This window comes from Verrucosispora sp. WMMA2044 (assembly GCF_027497155.1).
GTDB lineage: Bacteria > Actinomycetota > Actinomycetes > Mycobacteriales > Micromonosporaceae > Micromonospora > Micromonospora palythoicola.
Genome location: NZ_CP114913.1, coordinates 598,758 through 616,193 on the forward strand (window position 1 = coordinate 598,758; position 17,436 = coordinate 616,193).

General features: G+C 71.5%; 21 protein-coding genes. 14 read left to right on the top strand and 7 right to left on the bottom strand.

The genetic code is table 11. From position 1 onward, the window contains the following. The first annotated feature begins 80 nt into the window (after positions 1 to 80). A complete protein-coding gene (locus tag O3597_RS02745; RefSeq protein WP_208020903.1) occupies positions 81 to 1,070 on the top strand; it encodes a sigma-70 family RNA polymerase sigma factor in 990 nt (329 codons plus the stop codon). Positions 1,071 to 1,181: 111 nt separating this feature from the next. Here O3597_RS02745 and O3597_RS02750 read toward each other — a convergent pair whose 3' ends face one another. Further along, positions 1,182 to 2,090, bottom strand: coding sequence for a C40 family peptidase (locus tag O3597_RS02750; RefSeq protein ID WP_164447910.1), 909 nt, complete (start codon positions 2,088 to 2,090; stop codon positions 1,182 to 1,184). 519 nt (positions 2,091 to 2,609) lie between these two features. Between O3597_RS02750 and O3597_RS02755 the strand changes: the two genes are divergently transcribed. Beyond that, entirely contained in the window at positions 2,610 to 3,137 is a 528-nt protein-coding gene (locus tag O3597_RS02755) for a DUF6232 family protein (protein ID WP_281603173.1), read from the top strand. A gap of 10 nt (positions 3,138 to 3,147) precedes the next feature. Here the strand turns inward: O3597_RS02755 and O3597_RS02760 are convergent, their stop codons facing one another. Both O3597_RS02760 and O3597_RS02765 read right to left on the bottom strand, forming a co-directional pair. After that, positions 3,148 to 3,483 (bottom strand): DUF3817 domain-containing protein, encoded by a 336-nt coding sequence (locus O3597_RS02760; RefSeq protein ID WP_164447573.1) that lies wholly within the window; start codon positions 3,481 to 3,483, stop codon positions 3,148 to 3,150. Positions 3,484 to 3,509: 26 nt separating this feature from the next. Further along, on the bottom strand, positions 3,510 to 3,971 hold the full coding sequence (locus tag O3597_RS02765) for a hypothetical protein (protein WP_281603174.1): 462 nt from the start codon (positions 3,969 to 3,971) through the stop codon (positions 3,510 to 3,512). A gap of 120 nt (positions 3,972 to 4,091) precedes the next feature. Between O3597_RS02765 and O3597_RS02770 the strand changes: the two genes are divergently transcribed. The 3 genes from O3597_RS02770 to O3597_RS02780 all read left to right on the top strand — a co-directional run bounded on the left by O3597_RS02770 (position 4,092) and on the right by O3597_RS02780 (position 5,333). Continuing rightward, entirely contained in the window at positions 4,092 to 4,415 is a 324-nt protein-coding gene (locus tag O3597_RS02770; protein WP_164447571.1) for a DUF6158 family protein, read from the top strand. Further along, positions 4,415 to 4,738, top strand: coding sequence for a hypothetical protein (locus O3597_RS02775; RefSeq protein ID WP_164447570.1), 324 nt, complete (start codon positions 4,415 to 4,417; stop codon positions 4,736 to 4,738). Before O3597_RS02770 ends, O3597_RS02775 begins: the two co-directional genes overlap by 1 nt. Positions 4,739 to 4,799: 61 nt before the next feature. Next, positions 4,800 to 5,333 carry a DUF1360 domain-containing protein gene (locus O3597_RS02780; RefSeq protein ID WP_281603175.1) on the top strand — a complete coding sequence of 178 codons (534 nt, stop codon included), beginning with the start codon at positions 4,800 to 4,802 and terminating at the stop codon, positions 5,331 to 5,333. A 93-nt stretch (positions 5,334 to 5,426) separates the two neighbouring features. Here O3597_RS02780 and O3597_RS02785 read toward each other — a convergent pair whose 3' ends face one another. From O3597_RS02785 to O3597_RS02795, 3 genes are all read right to left on the bottom strand, one after another. Next, complete coding sequence (locus O3597_RS02785) at positions 5,427 to 5,624, bottom strand: hypothetical protein (RefSeq protein ID WP_164447568.1); 198 nt, start codon at positions 5,622 to 5,624, stop codon at positions 5,427 to 5,429. 37 nt (positions 5,625 to 5,661) lie between these two features. Next, positions 5,662 to 5,904 carry a hypothetical protein gene (locus O3597_RS02790; RefSeq protein ID WP_166458610.1) on the bottom strand — a complete coding sequence of 81 codons (243 nt, stop codon included), beginning with the start codon at positions 5,902 to 5,904 and terminating at the stop codon, positions 5,662 to 5,664. A gap of 262 nt (positions 5,905 to 6,166) precedes the next feature. Further along, the gene (locus tag O3597_RS02795) at positions 6,167 to 7,270 is read right to left on the bottom strand and encodes a 3-deoxy-7-phosphoheptulonate synthase (protein ID WP_164447567.1); all 1,104 of its coding nucleotides are present in this window, start codon (positions 7,268 to 7,270) and stop codon (positions 6,167 to 6,169) included. A 300-nt stretch (positions 7,271 to 7,570) separates the two neighbouring features. On the opposite strand from O3597_RS02795, the gene O3597_RS02800 reads away from it, so the two are divergent. Beyond that, positions 7,571 to 8,722 carry an alkaline phosphatase PhoX gene (locus O3597_RS02800; RefSeq protein ID WP_164447566.1) on the top strand — a complete coding sequence of 384 codons (1,152 nt, stop codon included), beginning with the start codon at positions 7,571 to 7,573 and terminating at the stop codon, positions 8,720 to 8,722. A gap of 98 nt (positions 8,723 to 8,820) precedes the next feature. Then, positions 8,821 to 9,036, top strand: a complete 216-nt coding sequence (locus O3597_RS02805) for a hypothetical protein (protein WP_164447565.1) — start codon at positions 8,821 to 8,823, stop codon at positions 9,034 to 9,036. Here O3597_RS02805 and O3597_RS02810 read toward each other — a convergent pair. Beyond that, entirely contained in the window at positions 9,003 to 9,737 is a 735-nt protein-coding gene (locus O3597_RS02810) for a phosphodiesterase (protein WP_281603176.1), read from the bottom strand. The two genes, O3597_RS02805 and O3597_RS02810, sit on opposite strands and share 34 nt — an antisense overlap. A gap of 127 nt (positions 9,738 to 9,864) precedes the next feature. Here O3597_RS02810 and O3597_RS02815 point away from each other — a divergent pair, with 127 nt between their 5' ends. The 7 genes from O3597_RS02815 to O3597_RS02845 all read left to right on the top strand — a co-directional run bounded on the left by O3597_RS02815 (position 9,865) and on the right by O3597_RS02845 (position 17,418). Beyond that, a complete protein-coding gene (locus O3597_RS02815) occupies positions 9,865 to 11,157 on the top strand; it encodes a pitrilysin family protein (RefSeq protein ID WP_164447564.1) in 1,293 nt (430 codons plus the stop codon). Positions 11,158 to 11,242: 85 nt separating this feature from the next. Next, the gene (locus O3597_RS02820; protein WP_281603177.1) at positions 11,243 to 12,595 is read left to right on the top strand and encodes a pitrilysin family protein; all 1,353 of its coding nucleotides are present in this window, start codon (positions 11,243 to 11,245) and stop codon (positions 12,593 to 12,595) included. A 219-nt stretch (positions 12,596 to 12,814) separates the two neighbouring features. Next, complete coding sequence (locus O3597_RS02825; protein WP_164447562.1) at positions 12,815 to 13,837, top strand: aspartate-semialdehyde dehydrogenase; 1,023 nt, start codon at positions 12,815 to 12,817, stop codon at positions 13,835 to 13,837. 28 nt (positions 13,838 to 13,865) lie between these two features. Next, the gene (locus O3597_RS02830) at positions 13,866 to 14,306 is read left to right on the top strand and encodes a PPOX class F420-dependent oxidoreductase (protein WP_164447561.1); all 441 of its coding nucleotides are present in this window, start codon (positions 13,866 to 13,868) and stop codon (positions 14,304 to 14,306) included. A 67-nt stretch (positions 14,307 to 14,373) separates the two neighbouring features. After that, entirely contained in the window at positions 14,374 to 14,790 is a 417-nt protein-coding gene (locus tag O3597_RS02835; protein ID WP_093410484.1) for a CBS domain-containing protein, read from the top strand. Between the two features lie 199 nt (positions 14,791 to 14,989). Then, the gene (locus O3597_RS02840; RefSeq protein ID WP_281603178.1) at positions 14,990 to 15,358 is read left to right on the top strand and encodes an SCP2 sterol-binding domain-containing protein; all 369 of its coding nucleotides are present in this window, start codon (positions 14,990 to 14,992) and stop codon (positions 15,356 to 15,358) included. Further along, entirely contained in the window at positions 15,358 to 17,418 is a 2,061-nt protein-coding gene (locus O3597_RS02845; RefSeq protein WP_164447559.1) for a glycogen debranching N-terminal domain-containing protein, read from the top strand. The genes O3597_RS02840 and O3597_RS02845 overlap by 1 nt, the downstream gene beginning before the upstream one ends. Positions 17,419 to 17,436 lie beyond the last annotated feature (18 nt).

Here is a 17,436-nt window from a genome sequence, read left to right on the forward strand (position 1 = left end):
CGACACGTCTCATCTGTTGTGTAGATGTCAGCACCGATGGGCACAGCGGAGGTTACGGGGGAGGGCTGATGGGCGTGGGGATGGCAAGGAACCGGGCAACCGGCGCGAGCGAGGGGACCGTGGGCACCGTGGACAAGAACATCGGAATGCGAACTGACGAGGTCGCCGAGGAGCGCGACCTGGTCGGAGTCTACCTGCACGAGATCTCCCGGACGCCGCTGCTGGACGCCGCCAAGGAGGTCGATCTCTCCAAGGCGATCGAGGCTGGCCTCTACGCCGAGCACCTGATCGGCGAGGACCGCGCCCCCGACGGGGTCACCCGGGAGGAACTGGAGCGGCTGGTCGCCGACGGGGAACGGGCCAAGGACCTGTTCATCCGGGCGAATCTGCGCCTGGTCGTGTCGATCGCCCGACGTTACGTCCGCTCCGGCATGCCGATGCTGGATCTGATCCAGGAAGGCAACACCGGTCTGGTCCGGGCGGTCGAGAAGTTCGACTACGAACGCGGGTACAAGTTCTCGACCTATGCGACGTGGTGGATCCGCCAGGCCATCAGCCGGGCGATCGCCCAGCAGGAGCGCACCGTGCGGCTGCCGGTGCACCTGGTCGAGGACGTCAACCGGATGCGTAACGTGGCCCGGCAGCTCACCCGTGAGCTGGGCGGCGACCCGGAGCCGGAGCAGATCGCGGCGGCGCTGGGGGTCACCGTCGAGCGGGTCAACGAACTGGTCCGCTGGTCGCAGGACACCGTGTCGCTGGACACGCCGGTCGGCGACGACGGCGACACCAACCTCGGCGACCTGGTCGCCGACAGCGACGCTCCGTCCCCGGAGGAGATCGTGCTCACCGGGTTGGAGCGGCAGCGGATCGAAGGGCTGCTCAACCACCTGGACGACCGTTCGGCCGGCATCATGCGGGCCCGGTACGGGCTGGAGGACGGCCGTGAGCACTCGCTGACCGAGGTGGCCTCGCGATTCTCGCTGTCCCGTGAGCGGATCCGGCAGTTGGAGATCCAGGCGCTCGGCCGGCTCCGCGAGCTGGCCCGAGCGGAGGGTCTGCAGGCGGCCTGAGCGGGAGACAATAACGGCGAACGGCCGGCGTCCGATAGGGGGACGCCGGCTGTTCGCCGTCTGTCGTTGGCGGCCGGGACGCCGCCGGATCGGCTCGTCGAGGCCGGTGGGTCAGCGCACCCGCCCGTACCCGTACGGCGACATCAGGTCCACGGATCGCTTCTCCACGTTGCGGCCGAAGGTCGGTGCGTGGATGACCTGCCCGTCGCCGACGTAGATGGCGACGTGACCGAGGCTGCGGTAGAAGACCAGATCGCCGGGGCGCAGCTCACCGCGACTGATGTGGGCCACCGCTCCCCACTGCATGCGGGTGTTGTGTGGCAGTGATCGGCCGGCCGCCCGCCAGGCCGCCGAGGTCAGCCCGGAGCAGTCGTAACTGCCCGGCCCGTCCTGGCCCCAGGCGTACGGCTTGCCCAGCGCGCCGTAGGCGTACCGGACGGCGACGCCGGCCTTGCCGGAGACGGCGGGTGCGTCCTGGGCGCTGCTGGCCCGGTTCGTCGGTCGTTCGGTCGCCCGGCCGTACGCCTGCCGGCGCAGCTCGTAGAGCTTGGCGAGATCGCGCTCGATGCGCTTCTTCGCCGAGGACAGCTCGCGTGACTGCGCCGCCTGCCGGCTGAGCGTGACGTCCAGCCGGGTCTTCTCGTCGAGCAGCCGCCGCTGGTCGGCGGTGTAGCCGGCGATGGTGGCCTGCCGCTGCCGGGTCAGGTGGTCCAGCGTGCCGAGCCGGTCCAGTACTGCGGTGGAGTCACCACCGTGCAGCAGCGCGTCGACGGTGCCCAGGGTGCCGGTCTTGTACGCGGTCACCGCCATCTCGCCGACGTCCGCCCGGCTCTGCTCGGCCTGCTGCTCCAGCGGACCGATCCGGTCCTGCAACCGCTCCACCGCGGCACGGTTGTCCTTGATCTTCTCCCGCAGCTCGTTGTGGGCCTCCACCACGCGTTCCAACTCGACGGAGGACTTCTCGATCCGCCGGGTGAGTTCGGCGGGGGAAGGCTCGGCCCGAGCCACCGTCGCCGGCATGAGCAGCGCCAGGGTGAAGGCGGCGGCCGTCAGGGCGCGCAGCGTGTGCGTCAGGGACGACAAGAGCCCGAATGCTCCTCTCCCGGCGGCCGGCGCGGGCGGCTGAGGCTCCGCGGCGGCGACGGCCCGGTGCCGTCCCGGTGGACGGCGGCCGGCCGGACCGACCCGCCCAACCTAGTACGGGACGGGTGTCATCCGCAGAGAAAGTCGGGACCAATGGTGGCGCTGTGGCGGAGGACGCAGGCCACGAACAGCGCCAAGGCGGTTATCGGCGATATGTCGGACTGGTCGCTCCCGGCATATGACGTCGGATGCCGGGGCGTTTTGACCGACAAGCCGGACTTGGTGCGCCGTTTCCGGCACCACATGTCACTGGCAGGCCTCTGACCATCGGAAACGCCCGAGCCGGAGTGGCGCGGGCGGCCCACAATGAATCGCGCGGCCGGGAATCCCGTCAACCGGTGTCGATGTCTCCGGCTGGCGGTGATCCACCCGATGCCAGCCGTGGAAGGAGGGGTCGTGAATCCTGATGGCGCGACGACGCGACCGCCACGGACACCCCGAGGCACCGGCACCGGGCCGCCGTTGCTCTACGCGCGGCCCGGGATCATCGTCACGGTCGACCGGTTCACCGTCGGGCGCAGCAGTTGGCGCGTCGCCGAGCTGACCCATCTGCACAGCACCCGGGGGCCACACGACCGGGCGGCGACCCGGGCCGTGCTGACCTCGACGGTGGTGATCGGCGGGGTGGGACTGCTGCTCGGGTTCACCGGCGGGCTGCAACGGCTCACCGCCGGGGCGTACCTCCTGCTCGGCGCCGTGTTTCTCGTGCCGGTGCTGCTCGCGGTGGCGGGCGACCGCTGGCGCCCACCGGCGTACGAGCTGTGGGGTCGCCGGGCGGGCAGCGACGAACTGTTGTTCAGCAGCGACGACGAGCACCAGTTCGGCCAGGTGAGCCGGGCGCTGCGCCGGGCCCGCGAGATGAACAGCTACGGCGGCTGGGAGGACCCGCTGGCGGGTGCCGAACCGTGGCGACCGCGACGGTGAGGGCGGGTCGCTAGCCGGCGATCGGCTCGGGCGCGTGCTCGCGCTCCCGCTGCTCGGCGGTGACCAGCGCGCTCACCCGCCGCTCCGCCCAGAAGGAGACGAACGGAACGGTGCCGGCCAGCATCACCAGGATCATCCGCTTGAGCGGCCAGTCGGCCCGCCGGGACAGGTCGAACGCGGCGACGAGATACACCATGTAGAGGAAGCCGTGTGCCTGGCCCACGGTCTCCACCACGACCGGGTTGTGGAAGCCGTACTTGAGCGGCATGCCGATCACGACCAGCAGGATCAGCACCACGCCGACGACCCAGGCGATCACGCGGTAGCGGGTGAGGGCAGCGCGCACTTCTCGTCCGTCCTTCCGGGCCCGGTTCAGCCGGGATAGTCGCCGGGCTTCGCGCCCGGATTGGCGTTCAACCATGACAGGTAGCGGTTGTAGGCGGCCAGCTCGGCGTCGTCCGCAACGGGCCCGGCGCCGACCCGGGCGACCCGCACCGGACGTCGGATCCCCGGCCGTGACGGCTTGGCGTCGATCGCGTCGGCCGCGGTGACACCGTCGGGCCCGGCGGCCTCGCCCCGGTGATCGGCGGACGCCGGCGCGGCCGCGTCCTCGTCCTGCGCAGCGGCCGTTCGTAGCGTGTGGCGCACCTCGCGCCACCAGACGAAGACCACGAAGCCCGCGAAGATCGGCCACTCCACGGCGTAACCCCAGCTGATGGCGTTGCCCGCCGCTGCGCGGCTGACCTGCCACCAGCCGAGGCCGAGGAAGGTGGTCACCAGCACGACCATGGCCACGTGGCGAGCGATCCACGCCGGGGTCCAGAGCCGCTTCATGCCACGAGGGTACCGAAGCCGGCCGCCTTCTCCGACGCGGTGTCGTAGTGCCTCGTGGTTTGGCCACACCCGAGGTGGGCAACCGTACAGACGCCAGCCCAGGACGGACGAGGGGGCGAGATGACGGCATCGGGACGACCGGACGGATTTCCCACCGGCGGTACGGAGGTGAGCCCCGAGCAGCGGATTCCTGAGTGGGGCGACGACCGGACGCCGACGCCCGCGCCCGAGGCGGATCTGCTCGGCATCGATCCGGCGGAACTGGGCGAAGAGGATCTCATCCGGGAGATGCAGAGCCTGCACCGCACCCGACTGGACACGCTGCGCCACGCCACCGATTCGGCGCTCGCCAATCACCTGCGCCGCACCGCCGAGCTGGAGACCGAGTACCTCGCCCGCCATCCGGGGCGTGAGGTCGACCCGAGCCGGCTGCGGGACGCGTGATGGCGGACGCCGAGCGGGGGGTGTCCGCGCCTCCGGAGGTCGTGTTCAACACGGCCACCGATCCCGACCGGATCTCCTCGTGGCTGCCCGAGCCGTTGCTGTCGAACGACCCGGCCCAGGAGGTCGAGGCCGAGCAGCTGCGCGCCCGTTGGACCGCCCGAGGCGCCGACTGGTCGGCCGAACTGCGGGTGGAGCCGGTCGACGCCGGTGGCTCCCGCCTCCGGCTGGAGATTGGCGGGGGCGGCGAGGACGTCGACCGGCTGGCGGACGAGGCACTTGACAGCCTGGCCCGCGAGGTGGCCGACAACCTGCAGGCCGGCTGATCCGAGCAGACCTGCCGCCGGACCGCGGCGGAGTCGAAGCGTGACCCGAAGAGGAGGCCGGGTGAGCGATCTGAAGCAGAAGGTGGCGCGGTTGCGCCAGGCGTACGCGCCGCACGAGCACCGCCCGCTGGGTGGTTACCTGGCGGCGATGGGGACCTACGCCGCGGTGACCGGTGCGATCGCCGGCGTGGTGCGGGTGACCGGGCGGACCGTGCCCGAGCGACCCGCCACGTCGGACGTGGTGCTGCTCGCCATCGCCACCCACAAGCTCAGTCGGCTGCTGTCCAAGGACGCGGTGACCAGTCCGTTGCGTGCCCCGTTCACCCGCTACGACCGGCCGATCGGCAGCGGCGAGGTGATGGAGCAGGTACGCGACTCGGGCAGTTCCACCCGCCACGCCATCGGCGAACTGCTCAGCTGCCCGTTCTGCCTGGCCGTGTGGGTGGCCACCGGCCTGACCGGCGGACTGGTGCTCGCGCCACGACTGACCCGGCTCGTCGCCACGGCGCTGACCGCGGTGGCGGCCTCCGACTTCCTGCAGATGGGGTACGCGGTGGCCCAGCAGGCAGCCGAGGGTGGCGGCGGGGAGGATTGACGGACGGCAGGTACCTACGACGAGGTCGGCCCGAATCGCGGGCCGACCTCGTTCCGACCGGCCGACCGGATCTCCGGCGGCCCGGCCGGCAACTCAGCGCTGCATGCCGGACCAGCCGCGGGGCGACTCCGGTTCCCGCTCGTCCTCGTCGGCACCGGTGACGATGTCCCGGTCGACGGCGGTGCGGTCGTGCTCGTTGGCGAAGTCTGGCTCCGGCAGGGTGTCCGTCCCCTCCGGTGGCTGGCCGAGCGCGGGCGGGTGGGGGTGCTGATCTTCCTCGCGCTGCGTCATCGCGTTCCTCTCCTCGTCGCCGGCAGCGGCCGGCCGGTCATCCCGCCGAGCCACCCAGCAGGTCGGTCACCTCGTCGACCGCGTACTCGCCCGGTGGCAGCGCGTTGAGCCGGGACAGCAACTGCGCCGGCAGTTCCGCGGCGACCGCGTGGCGGTAGATGTCCACCTGACTGATCCGCTCCTGACCGTGGTAGAGGTCGTCGAGCAGTTCGTCGAGCGGACGGGTGTCCACCTGCTCGGTCTCCACCTCGTCCCCGACCGCGGCGGCCGTGCCGGGCAGGTCGGTGGTGGGCGGATCGAGCGCGGCGGTGTCCACCACGGGCACGTCGGCCAGGATGGCCTCGGGCAGCCGAGCCTGCGTCGTGGGTTCCGTGGCTGCCTCGGTCACGGGTACGTCGTCACTCACCCCCGTGACCTACCCACCCCCGACCCCCCAAAACACCCCCACCCACCCGTCCACCTGCGTTGATCATGAGGTTGGCGGCACCGTGGAGATCGACCACTGCCGCTAACCTCATGATCAACACGGCTGTAGGTGAGGGTCAGGCGGGGGTGGGGAGGGAGGGGGCGGCGGCGCGGCGGGTGCGGACGGCGGCGGCCAGCTCGGCGAGCACCTCGTCGGTGGTGTCCCAGCCGATGCAGGCGTCGGTGACCGACTGGCCGTAGGTGAGTTCGCGGGTGGGGTCGAGGTCCTGTCGACCCGGTACCAGGAAGCTCTCCAGCATGATCCCCACGATGCCGCGCTGGCCGGTGGCGATCTGCCCGGCCACGTCGGCGGCGACCGCGGGCTGGTTGCGGTGGTCCTTGCCGCTGTTGGCGTGGCTGGCATCCACCACCAGCCGCTCCGGCAGCCCCGCGGCGCGTAGCAGGTCCAGCGCACCGGCCACCGACTCGGCGTCGTAGTTCGGCCGGCCGCCACCGCCCCGCAGCACCAGGTGGCCGTCCGCGTTGCCCCGGGTGTGCATGATCGCCGGCGTGCCGGAGACGTCGATGCCCGGGAAGACGTGTGGTACGCCGGCCGCCCGGATCGCGTCGACCGCGGTGGCGATGCTGCCGTCGGGACGGTTCTTCATGCCGATCGGCATGGACAGCCCGGAGGCGAGCTGGCGGTGCACCTGGCTCTCCACGGTGCGCGCCCCGATCGCCCCCCACGCGACGGTGTCCGCGATGTACTGCGGGGTGATCGGGTCGAGGAACTCGCAGCCCACCGGCAGACCGAGACGCAGCACGTCGAGCAGCAGCGCCCGGGCGCGGCGCAACCCCGTGTTGACGTCACCCGAGCCGTCCAGCCCGGGATCGTTGATCAGCCCCTTCCAGCCCACCGTGGAACGCGGCTTCTCGAAGTACACCCGCATCACGACGAGCAGGTCCTCGTTGACCCGCTCGGCCGCCGCGCGGAGCCGGTGCGCGTAGTCGAGGGCGGCGGCGGGGTCGTGGACCGAGCACGGCCCGACCACCACCAGCAGGCGGTCGTCGGTGCGGTCGAGCACCTGGCCGACCGCCCGACGGCCAGTCAGTACGGCCGCCGTGAGGGCGTCGTCCAGGGGCAGCTCGTGCAGCAGCAGGGCCGGGGTGGTCAGCGGTACGACACGGTCGATCCGCTGGTCGATGACCCGGTGGTTCTCCGGGGTCGTCACGGTGGGCATCCTTCCGCCGACCGCACCCGGGGCCGGTGCCCGGGTCGAGCCGGCTGCTCGTACGCGAAAGGGCAGGAACGAAAGCTCCTGCCCGGCCGGCTCGAATTCGGTGACGTCAGATCATGGTGAGGTCACCGGCCGAGCCGGCTGCCTAAACCATCGATACGAGCGCGTCACGGCGGTAAGCGTACCCGACCATGCCCGAGCGCTCATCCTCCCGTCGACAAAGCCTCGCCTCGTGTTCACCGACATCGATAAAACCGCCGGTAATTTCAGCGCCACCGAACGCTGCTCCTCCGGAGGTCCCCGATGGATCGTCGTACCGTCCTGCGTGCCACCGTCGCCGGTGGCGCCGCCGCCTTCTCCGGCAGCCTCTGGGCGGGCGCCGCCGTGGCCGCACCCGCCCAGCCCGGCCCCAGCCCCTACGGCTCACTGCGCAGCGCCGACAGCAACGGCATCCAGCTGCCCACCGGATTCACCAGCCGGGTGATCGCCCGGTCCCGTCAGGCCGTCTCCGGGACGTCGTACACCTGGCACGACGCGCCCGACGGGGGCGCCTGCTTCGTCGCCGGCACGGGCTGGATCTACGTCTCGAACTCCGAGATCACCCCGGGCGGCGGTGCCTCGGCGGTGCGCTTCAACGCCGACGGCAGCATCGCCTCGGCGTACCGGATCCTCGCCAACACCAACCAGAACTGTGCCGGTGGGGCCACGCCGTGGGGCACCTGGCTCTCCTGCGAGGAGGTCAACCGTGGGTTCGTCTACGAGACGTACCCGCAGGGCGGTACCGCGGCGGTGCAGCGGCCGGCGATGGGACGGTTCAAGCACGAGGCCGCCGCGTGCGACCCGGACCGTCGGGTGATCTACCTGACCGAGGACGAGAGCAACGGCTGCTTCTACCGGTTCCGACCGAACAGTTGGGGCAACCTCTCGGCCGGGACGCTGGAGGTGCTGGTCGCGGGGTCCGCCACCAGCGGCCCGGTGACCTGGGCGCGGGTACCGGACCCGGACGGGTCGCCGACGGTGACCCGCAGTCAGGTCTCCGGCGCCAAGCGGTTCAACGGTGGCGAGGGCTGCTGGTACGACGACGGCACCTGCTGGTTCACCACCAAGGGCGACAACCGGGTGTGGGCGTACGACGCGGTCAACCAACGCATCGACCTGGCGTACGACGACTCCCTGGTCTCCGGCACCGCACCGCTGACCGGGGTGGACAACATCACCGGCACCGGCTCGGGTGACCTCTACGTGGCCGAGGACGGCGGCAACATGGAGATCAACATCATCACGCCGGCCGGGGTGGTCGCCCCGTTCCTGCGCATCACCGGTCAATCCTCCTCGGAGATCTGCGGGCCGGCCTTCTCACCGGACGGCACCCGGCTGTACTTCTCGTCCCAGCGCGGCACCTCCGGCTCCTCGTCCGGCGGCATCACCTACGAGGTGCGTGGCCCGTTCCGCTGACCACGGGTTTGTGCGGTGGTCGGGAGGGTCCCTCGGACAACGCGAGGGGCCCGTCCGCGCCGGAGTGGGGGAGACGGGGGCGGGGTAAGAGGAGCGCCATGACTGACGAGCGAAGCGACCAGGAGCGGGTGGAGTCCCGCGCCCACCTGCTACCGGAGGAGGCGGCCGCCGGCAGCGACGACGCGCAGGCCCAGGCCGACGCGATCCTCACCGAGTCCGACGCCCGGGAGGCCAACCAGAACGTCGCCCCCGACACGGTGTTGGAGCGGCGCACCTCGGATCAGACCGTCAACCCGGTGGAACCGCCGGACTGAGCGGTGGCGCCACGCCCTCGGCGGGATCCTCGGTAGGTGTGCTGGCGCAGCCAGGCCAGCGGTCCGGCCAGGCGCAGCTCCTCCGGGAGGTTGCCGACCGGGTCGAAGGCCAGCCCGGCGTCCTCCCGCGCGCTGAGCTGATCGCCGATCGTGACCTGCCCGAACGGCCGCCACGGTCCGGCGGCCGAGGCGACGGCGAGGACCAGCCTCGGCCGGCCGGCCGCCACCGCGGCGGACAGGCCGGCCAGGTCCTGGCCCAGGTCGGGTGACTCCGGGTCGGCCAGCGCGGCCAGCCAGAGCCGCCGCCGACCGGCACGGTAGGACATGACCGAGCTGTACGTGCCGGTGAACCGGCGTCGCGGCAGCGGCAGATGCCGCAGCACCGGTGCCGTGGCGCTGGAGCTGACCAGGAGGTCGAACGGCCGTCCGGTCGGTCGGTGGAACCGCACGGCCAGGCCGAGCACGTCGGGCCAGGTGCCCGGGGTGGGCGTCCCCTTGGAGAGCCGGACGGTGGCCGGATACTGTCCGGGCCGGTCGAGCAGCCGGACACCGGTTGGCCGGCCGGACGTACCCCAGACGAGCACCGCACCGGCGAAGGACCGGCCGGCCGGGTGCAGCATCCGGTCCCGGCGCAGCCGGGCCACGGCCCGTGCCGCTCGTTCGGTGAGGACGGCGGGCGGCGGCCAGGACATCGTCGGCATGTCTTCCGCATACCCAGGGCCCTGTCGTCGATGCCGCCATCCGCTCCGCGGACCCGTCCGTCGACGCGGCTCGCCGGTGGGGCGTCCCGCGGCCTGCCGAGGCGGAAGATCGGATAGCGTCGGTGCCATGCCCGACAGCGGTTATCCCTGGCCGATCTCGACGACCCGACTGGACAACGGCCTGCGCGTGGTGGTCAGCGAGGACCGCACCGCCCCGGCGGTCGCGGTCAACCTCTGGTACGACGTGGGTTCCCGGCACGAGCCGGCCGGACAGACCGGCTTCGCCCATCTCTTCGAGCACCTGATGTTCGAGGGCTCGACGCACGTGGCGAAGACCGAGCACATGAGGCTGGTCCAGGGGGCCGGCGGCTCGCTCAACGCCACCACCAACCCGGACCGCACCAACTACTTCGAGACGGTCCCGGCGGAGCACCTCGAGTTGGCGCTCTGGCTGGAGGCGGACCGGATGGGCGGGCTGGTGCCGGCACTGACCCAGGAGACGCTCGACAACCAGCGGGACGTGGTCAAGAACGAGCGTCGGCAGCGGTACGAGAACGTGCCCTACGGCGACGCCTGGTTGCGGCTGCTGCCGCTGCTCTACCCGCCAGGTCACCCGTACCATCACGCCACCATCGGCTCGATGGCCGATCTGAACGCCGCCGACCTGGCCACCTTCCAGGCGTTCCACCAGACCTACTACGCGCCGAACAACGCCGTGCTCAGCGTGGTCGGCGACACCACCGTGGACGAGGTCGTCGCGCTGGCCGAGAAGTACTTCGGCGGCATCCCGCCCCGGCCGGAGATCCCGGCGGCACCCGACGGTCGGGTCGTGCCGCCCACCGGAGTCCCCGCCGAGGAGACGGTGGTCACCGAGGTACCGGCACCCCGGGTGTACGTGGCGCACCGCACCCACCCGTTCGGCAGCCCCGGCTACGACGTGGTGACCGTGCTGGCCACCGTGCTCGGCAGCGGTCGGGGCAGCCGGCTCTACCAGCGGCTCGCCGATGGCGAACGGATCGCCCAGCCCGATCTGGTCGGTGCGTACGGGGTGGATCTGGCGCACGCACCGGCACCGCTGATCGCCACCGCCACCGCCCGTCCCGGAGTGAGCGGTGAGCGGTTGGCCGCCGGGCTCGCCGAGGTGGTCGACGAGCTGGCGACCGTGCCGGTCACCGCCGCCGAGCTGGACCGGGCGAAGGCGTTGCTGACCACCGCGTGGTGGCGACAGATGTCCACGGTGGACGGTCGGGCGGACGCGCTGAGCCGGTACGCCACCCAGTTCGACGACCCGGCCACGGTGGCCGAGCGGTTACCGGCCTGGCTCGCGGTGACCGCCGAGCAGATCGCCGAGGTGGCCGCCGAGGTGCTCGGCGCCGACGACCGGGCGACCCTCACCTACCTTCCGCAGGACAAGCAGTGAACGCCAGCAGCGGGCGACGTCGCCCGGTGGGGTGCTGTGGGCGGGCATCCGTGAGCCCCGCAGTCGCGAACGAGAGGATCGTCCGGTGACCCTGATCGCTGATCGTCCCGGTCCGGGTACGGCCCGCCCCTACCGCTTTCCCCAGGTGGTCCGCCGCTCCGTCGCTGGTGGCGACGTCGTTGCCGCGCACCTGCCCGGGCAGAACCTCGCCGTGGCGATGCTGCTGCTCGACGCGGGCGCCGGTCGGGAACCGGTGGGCCGCGAAGGGCTCGGCGGGGTGCTGGCCAAGGCGCTGGAGGAAGGCACCACCCAGCGTGACGCCACCGCGTACGCGCTGGCGATCGAGGCGCTCGGCACCGAGTTGGTGACCGGGCTGGACTGGGACACCTTCCAGGCGAGCGTGCAGGTGCCGGTGGGTCGCCTGGGCGCGGCGGTGGAACTGCTCGCCGAGGCGGTGCGTACCCCGAGGCTGGACCCGGACGACGTGCGGCGGGTCCGCGACGACGAGGTGACCGCGCTGCGGATGGACTGGGCCAACCCGGGGCCACGGGCCGACGCGGCGTTGCGCGCCGACCTGTTCGGGGCCGGCAACCGTTGGGGCCGTCCGATGTACGGCGACCCCGACTCGGTGGCCGGCCTGGACGTGGAGGACGTGACCGTCTTCCACTCGGAGTGGTTCATCCGTCCGGGCACCCTCGTCGTCGCCGGTGACCTGGACCGGCTCGACCTGGACGCCCTCGCCGCCACGGCGTTCACCGGCACCGGCGGTGGGCCGGTGGACCGGGGGACGCCGATCGAGGTGCCGGTGCGTTCCGAGCGACGGATCATCCTCGTCGACCGGCCCGGATCGGTGCAGTCCACGCTGCGGCTCGGTCATCCCGGACCGCACCGGGCACACCCGGACCACGTGCCGATCGCGCTCGCCGGCACGGTGCTCGGCGGCGCGTTCACCTCCCGCCTCAACCACCTCATTCGGGAGGTCCGCGGCTACACGTACGGCATCCGGGGCGACTTCGCCTCGTCCCGTCGGTTCGGCCGGTTCGCGGTCAGTTCGAGCGTGCAGACCGCCGTCACCGCACCGGCGCTGGTCGAGGCGGTCGGCGAGATCGCGCGTACCCAGGCCGGCGGGGTGACCGAGGACGAGCTGGCGGTGGCCCGGTCCTGGCGGGCGGGCCAGCTCTCGGTCGAGTTGCAGAGCCCTCGGGCGATCGCCGGGGCGCTGAGCACGCTCGTGGTGCACGACCTGCCGGACGACTATCACGCCCGGCTGCGGGAGGAGCTGCTCGGCGCCCAGGTGGACCAGGTCTCGGCGGCCGCCGCCACGCACCTGCGTCCGGAGTCGCTGACCCTGGTGGTGGAGGGCGACGCCGCGGTGATCAGGGACGAGCTGCTGGCCACCGGTCTCGGCGAGCTGACCGATCACCCCTCCGGGACGTGATCGACCACCCGCTGGGCCGAAAGTGTGACGTCGGTCGCGGCGAGGATGGCGGGGCTGAGATGCTGCGGCCGGCGAGGGCGGCGCGACGATGTTCTTGCGGCGGAACCGGCCGGCGAGGGGCGACTGTCCTGGACCGGTCCGGTCCGGCCCTGCCGTCGGGATCCCCGCCAGTGGGAAAGCGTTCCCGATCCGGGCGCCGGGCTGGGTAGCCTCGCGGGCATGAGGATCGGCATTGTGGGTGCCACCGGCCAGGTCGGTGGCGTGATGCGGCAGGTGCTGGCGGAGCGGAACTTCCCGGCGGAGCAGCTGCGGCTGTTCGCCTCGGCGCGGTCGGCCGGGCGCACGCTCGCGTGGCGCGGCGAGGAGATCACGGTCGAAGACGCGGCCACCGCGGACTACTCGGGGCTGGACATCGTGCTCTTCTCGGCCGGCAAGGGTTCCGCCAAGGAGTTGGCACCACGGGTCGCCGCCGCGGGTGCGGTCGTCATCGACAACTCCTCGGCGTTCCGGATGGACCCCGAGGTGCCGTTGGTCGTCGCCGAGGTCAACCCACACGCCGCCGCGGCCCGGCCAAAGGGCATCATCGCCAACCCGAACTGCACCACCATGGCCGCGATGCCGGTGCTGCGCCCGCTGCACGCCGAGGCGGAACTGGTCGCCCTGGTCGTCGCCACCTATCAGGCGGTCTCCGGCGCCGGCCTGGCCGGCGTCGCCGAACTGGACGAGCAGGTTCGCAAGGTCGCCGAGACCGCCACCGGGCTCACCTTCGACGGCGGCGCGGTGGAGTTCCCCGCGCCCCGCTCGTTCGCCCAGCCGATCGCCTTCAACGTGCTGCCGCTGGCCGGCTCGATCGTCGACGACGGGTCGGCGGAGACCGACGAGGAGCAGAAGCTCCGCAACGAGAGCCGCAAGATCCTGGAGATCCCCGACCTGAAGGTCTCCGGCACCTGCGTGCGGGTCCCGGTCTTCACCGGTCACTCGCTTGCGCTCAACGCCCGGTTCGCCCGGCCGATCAGCCCGCAGCGGGCGTACGAGCTGCTCGCCGACGCGCCGGGTGTCGCGCTCTCCGACGTGCCGACCCCGTTGCAGGCGGCCGGCCAGGACCCGACGTTCGTCGGCCGGATCCGGGCCGACGAGACGGTCGAGCACGGTCTGGCGCTCTTCTGTTCCGGCGACAACCTGCGCAAGGGCGCCGCGCTCAACGCCGTGCAGCTGGCCGAGCTGGTCGCCGCCGAGGGATGAACCACTGTCCGACCGATCGGAGAAGGTTGTGACCGACGAGCACGTCCGGAACGCCCTCAGTGACCTCGTCGCGAGTCGGTCGCTGGGGGTGCTGGCGACCATCAGACGCGACGGGCGGCCACAGCTGTCGAATGTGGTCTACGCCTATGACCGTCCGAACGGGCTGATCCGGGTGTCGGTCACCGACGGGCGGGCGAAGACCGCCAACCTGCGTCGCGACCCCCGGGCCAGCTTCCACGTGTCCAGCGACGACGGCTGGTCGTACGCGGTGGCGGAGGTGCGGGCCGAGCTGACCCCGGTCGCGGCGGAGCCCGGCGACGACACCGTCGCCGAGCTGGTCGATCTCTACCGGGCGGTGCGGGGGGAACATCCGGACTGGGACGACTACCGCCGGGCCATGGTGGCCGAGGGGCGGCTGGTGCTGCGGCTGCGCGTGGAGCGCCTGTACGGCATCCCGCCGCGCGGCTGACCGGTCACGTTACTGCCCGCGGTGGTCGGGTAGACCCCTGGTTGCCCGACACCCAGAGGGAGGCGCCATGACAACGGTCGGAGAGTTCATGACGACCCGGTTGGTGACCATGGACGGCAACGCCACGCTCGTCGCGGCGGCCCAGGAGATGCGCGACTCCGCGATCGGTGACGTGGTGGTGACCGACGGCGACAACGTGGTCGGCATCGTCACGGACCGGGACATCACGGTCCGAGGCGTGGCGGAGAGCATGGACCCGGACACCACCCGACTGAACCAGATCACCACCAAGGACGTGGTGACGGTGAGCCAGTACGACGACGCCGTCGCCGCCGCCGACCTGATGCGGACGTACGCCGTGCGGCGGTTGCCCGTGGTGGAGGACGGCCGACTGATCGGCCTGGTGTCCATGGGCGATCTGGCGGTCGAGCGGGAGCCCCAGTCGGTGCTGGCCGACATCAGCGCGGACGACCCCAACAACTGACCGCCTCCGTCGAGGCGAAGGTCGAGACGAAGCCGGTTCCCGAGCCGTCGGGAGCCGGCTTCGTGCCGCTCGAGCGTCGACCGCCCGTCGTCACCGCCGGTGACCCGATCCTCGGGCCTCACCCCAAGCGGGTGAGGTTGAGCCACCGGGCCTCGGGGACCCCTCCTGCGGAGCATGAGCGACTGGGAGGAGGGGCCCGATGGCGGACGCGACCACGCGGTTTTTCGAGGACCTCGACCAGCAGGGGTACGAGCCTCTGCTGGCGAAGACCTCCGGAGCCCTGCGCTTCGACCTGCACGAGGGGCCGCAGACCACGCACTGGCTGATGCGGATCGACCGGGGCAACGTCCAGGTCAGCCGGCAGGACCTGGAGGCCGACACGGTGGTCGGTACCAGCCCCGCGCTGTTCGAGGAACTGGTCACCGGCCGGGAGAACGGGCTGGCGGCGCTGCTGCGGGGGGACATGACGGTCACCGGTGACGCCCGCCTGGTGGTGCAGGTCGAACGGATCTTCCCCGGGTCGCCGTACGCCAGGGGACCGCAGCGCTACCGGAAGGGGGTGCAGTGATGGCGCCCAGCCACACCGTACGGATCCTCGACGGCAACAACTTCGTCGTCAGCGAGGCGACCGGGGACATCGAGGCGACACCGACCGAACCGACGGGACTGTTCTCCATCGACACCCGCTTCCTCTCCAAGTGGGTGCTCACGGTCAACGGCGAGCGGCTGAACGCCCTCTCCTACGACGACCTCCAGTACTACGAGTCGCGCTTCTTCCTGGTGCCCGGGCTGGCCACCCACTACGTCGACGCGAAACTGTCGATCATCCGGGAGCGGGCGGTCGGTGGGAGCTTCCGGGAGGACATCACCATCCTCAACCACGATGAGAAGGCGGTCGACCTGGAGATCCGGATGGACGCCGCCTGTGACTTCGCCGACCTGTTCGAGGTCAAGGACGAGATTCTCAACAAGAAGGGCGAGATCTACTCCGAGGCCGAGCCGGACCGGCTGCGCCTGGGCTACCGGCGCGGCAACTTCAAGCGCGAGACGATCATCTCGTCCTCCGCGCCGGCCCGGTACGACCGCAACGGCTTCGCGTACTCCATCCACCTGGAACCGAACGAGCAGTGGGACACCCACATCGACGTGCAGACCCTGGCGGTCGGCCCGGGCGGTCGGGATCTGCGTCTCGGGTTGCAGGCGCACGGCACCGAGCGGCTCGCCCTGCAACACGACCTGGAGGAGTGGATCGCCAAGGCGCCGACGGTGAACAGCGAGCACGACCGGTTGGCAGCCACGTACCGCAAGTGCATCGTCGACCTGGCCGCGTTGCGCTTCTCGCCGCTGTCGCTGGGTGGTCAGACCCTGCCCGCCGCCGGTCTGCCGTGGTTCATGACCATGTTCGGCCGGGACAGCATCCTGACCTGTCTGCAGACGCTGCCGTTCACCCCGCAGCTGAGCGCGACCACGCTGCGGATCCTCGCGGCGCTGCAGGGCACCCGGTTCGACGACTTCCGGGAGGAGGACCCCGGGCGGATCCTGCACGAGATGCGGTACGGCGAGAGCGCCGCGTTCGAGGAGCAACCGCACTCGCCGTACTACGGCGCGGTCGACTCGACGCCGCTGTTCGTGGTGCTGCTCGACGAGTACGAGCAGTGGAGCGGAGACGCCGCGCTGGTCAAGGAGTTGGAGCAGGAGTGCCGCCGGGCCTTCAAGTGGATCGACGACTACGCCGATCTGGTCGGCAACGGCTACATCTGGTACGAGCGGCGGAACACCGACACCGGTCTGGAGAACCAGTGCTGGAAGGACTCCTGGGACTCCATCTCCTACCGCGACGGCACCCTGCCGCCGTTCCCCCGGGCCACCTGCGAGGTGCAGGGGTACGCGTACGACGCGAAGATGCGCGGCGCGCGGCTGGCCCGCGAGTTCTGGGACGACCCGGCGTACGCCGACCAGTTGGAGCGGGAGGCCGCGGCCCTGAAGGAGCGGTTCAACCGGGACTGGTGGGTCGAGGACGGCGGCTACTACGCGCTCGCGCTGGACCCGGACGGACGACAGTGCGACGTGCTCAGCTCCAACATCGGCCACCTGCTCTGGAGCGGGATCGTCGACGACGAGCGGGCCGAGCAGATCGCCCACCACCTGGTCGGGCCACGGCTGTGGAGCGGCTGGGGGGTGCGGACCCTGGCCGAGGGCGAGGTGCGTTACAACCCCATCGGCTACCACAACGGCACCGTCTGGCCCTTCGACACCTCGTTCTGCGCCTGGGGTCTGCGCCGGTACGGCTTCGCCGAGGAGGCCGCCATGATCGCCAACGGCATCCTGGACGCGGCCCGGTACTTCGACGGACGGCTGCCCGAGGCGTTCGGCGGTTACCCGCGTGAGCAGACGAAGTTCCCGGTGGAGTACCCGACGGCGTGCAGTCCGCAGGCGTGGTCGACGGGTGCCCCGCTGCTGTTGCTGCGTACGATGCTCGGTCTGGAGCCGCACGAGGGGCACCTGGCGGTCGAGCCGCGGCTGCCGGTCGGCATGGGTCGGATCGAGGTGTTGGACATCCCCGGTCGCTGGGGGCGGGTGGACGCCTTCGCCCGTGGCCGGGTGGACCTGCACTCGCGCGGCGGGTGACCGGCGTGGCCGGGTCGC

What these genes read in the sequence shown, in the direction of transcription:
- O3597_RS02805 (WP_164447565.1), top strand. Translation starts at nt 8,821, where the DNA reads ATGACTGACGAGCGAAGCGACCAGGAGCGGGTGGAGTCCCGCGCCCAC.
- O3597_RS02845 (WP_164447559.1), top strand. Translation starts at nt 15,358, where the DNA reads ATGGCGCCCAGCCACACCGTACGGATCCTCGACGGCAACAACTTCGTC.
- O3597_RS02815 (WP_164447564.1), top strand. Translation starts at nt 9,865, where the DNA reads ATGCCCGACAGCGGTTATCCCTGGCCGATCTCGACGACCCGACTGGAC.
- O3597_RS02775 (WP_164447570.1), top strand. Translation starts at nt 4,415, where the DNA reads ATGGCGGACGCCGAGCGGGGGGTGTCCGCGCCTCCGGAGGTCGTGTTC.
- O3597_RS02835 (WP_093410484.1), top strand. Translation starts at nt 14,374, where the DNA reads ATGACAACGGTCGGAGAGTTCATGACGACCCGGTTGGTGACCATGGAC.
- O3597_RS02770 (WP_164447571.1), top strand. Translation starts at nt 4,092, where the DNA reads ATGACGGCATCGGGACGACCGGACGGATTTCCCACCGGCGGTACGGAG.
- O3597_RS02750 (WP_164447910.1), bottom strand. Translation starts at nt 2,090, where the DNA reads ATGCCGGCGACGGTGGCTCGGGCCGAGCCTTCCCCCGCCGAACTCACC.
- O3597_RS02800 (WP_164447566.1), top strand. Translation starts at nt 7,571, where the DNA reads ATGGATCGTCGTACCGTCCTGCGTGCCACCGTCGCCGGTGGCGCCGCC.
- O3597_RS02825 (WP_164447562.1), top strand. Translation starts at nt 12,815, where the DNA reads ATGAGGATCGGCATTGTGGGTGCCACCGGCCAGGTCGGTGGCGTGATG.
- O3597_RS02745 (WP_208020903.1), top strand. Translation starts at nt 81, where the DNA reads ATGGCAAGGAACCGGGCAACCGGCGCGAGCGAGGGGACCGTGGGCACC.
- O3597_RS02840 (WP_281603178.1), top strand. Translation starts at nt 14,990, where the DNA reads ATGGCGGACGCGACCACGCGGTTTTTCGAGGACCTCGACCAGCAGGGG.
- O3597_RS02795 (WP_164447567.1), bottom strand. Translation starts at nt 7,270, where the DNA reads ATGCCCACCGTGACGACCCCGGAGAACCACCGGGTCATCGACCAGCGG.
- O3597_RS02810 (WP_281603176.1), bottom strand. Translation starts at nt 9,737, where the DNA reads ATGCCGACGATGTCCTGGCCGCCGCCCGCCGTCCTCACCGAACGAGCG.
- O3597_RS02785 (WP_164447568.1), bottom strand. Translation starts at nt 5,624, where the DNA reads ATGACGCAGCGCGAGGAAGATCAGCACCCCCACCCGCCCGCGCTCGGC.
- O3597_RS02765 (WP_281603174.1), bottom strand. Translation starts at nt 3,971, where the DNA reads ATGAAGCGGCTCTGGACCCCGGCGTGGATCGCTCGCCACGTGGCCATG.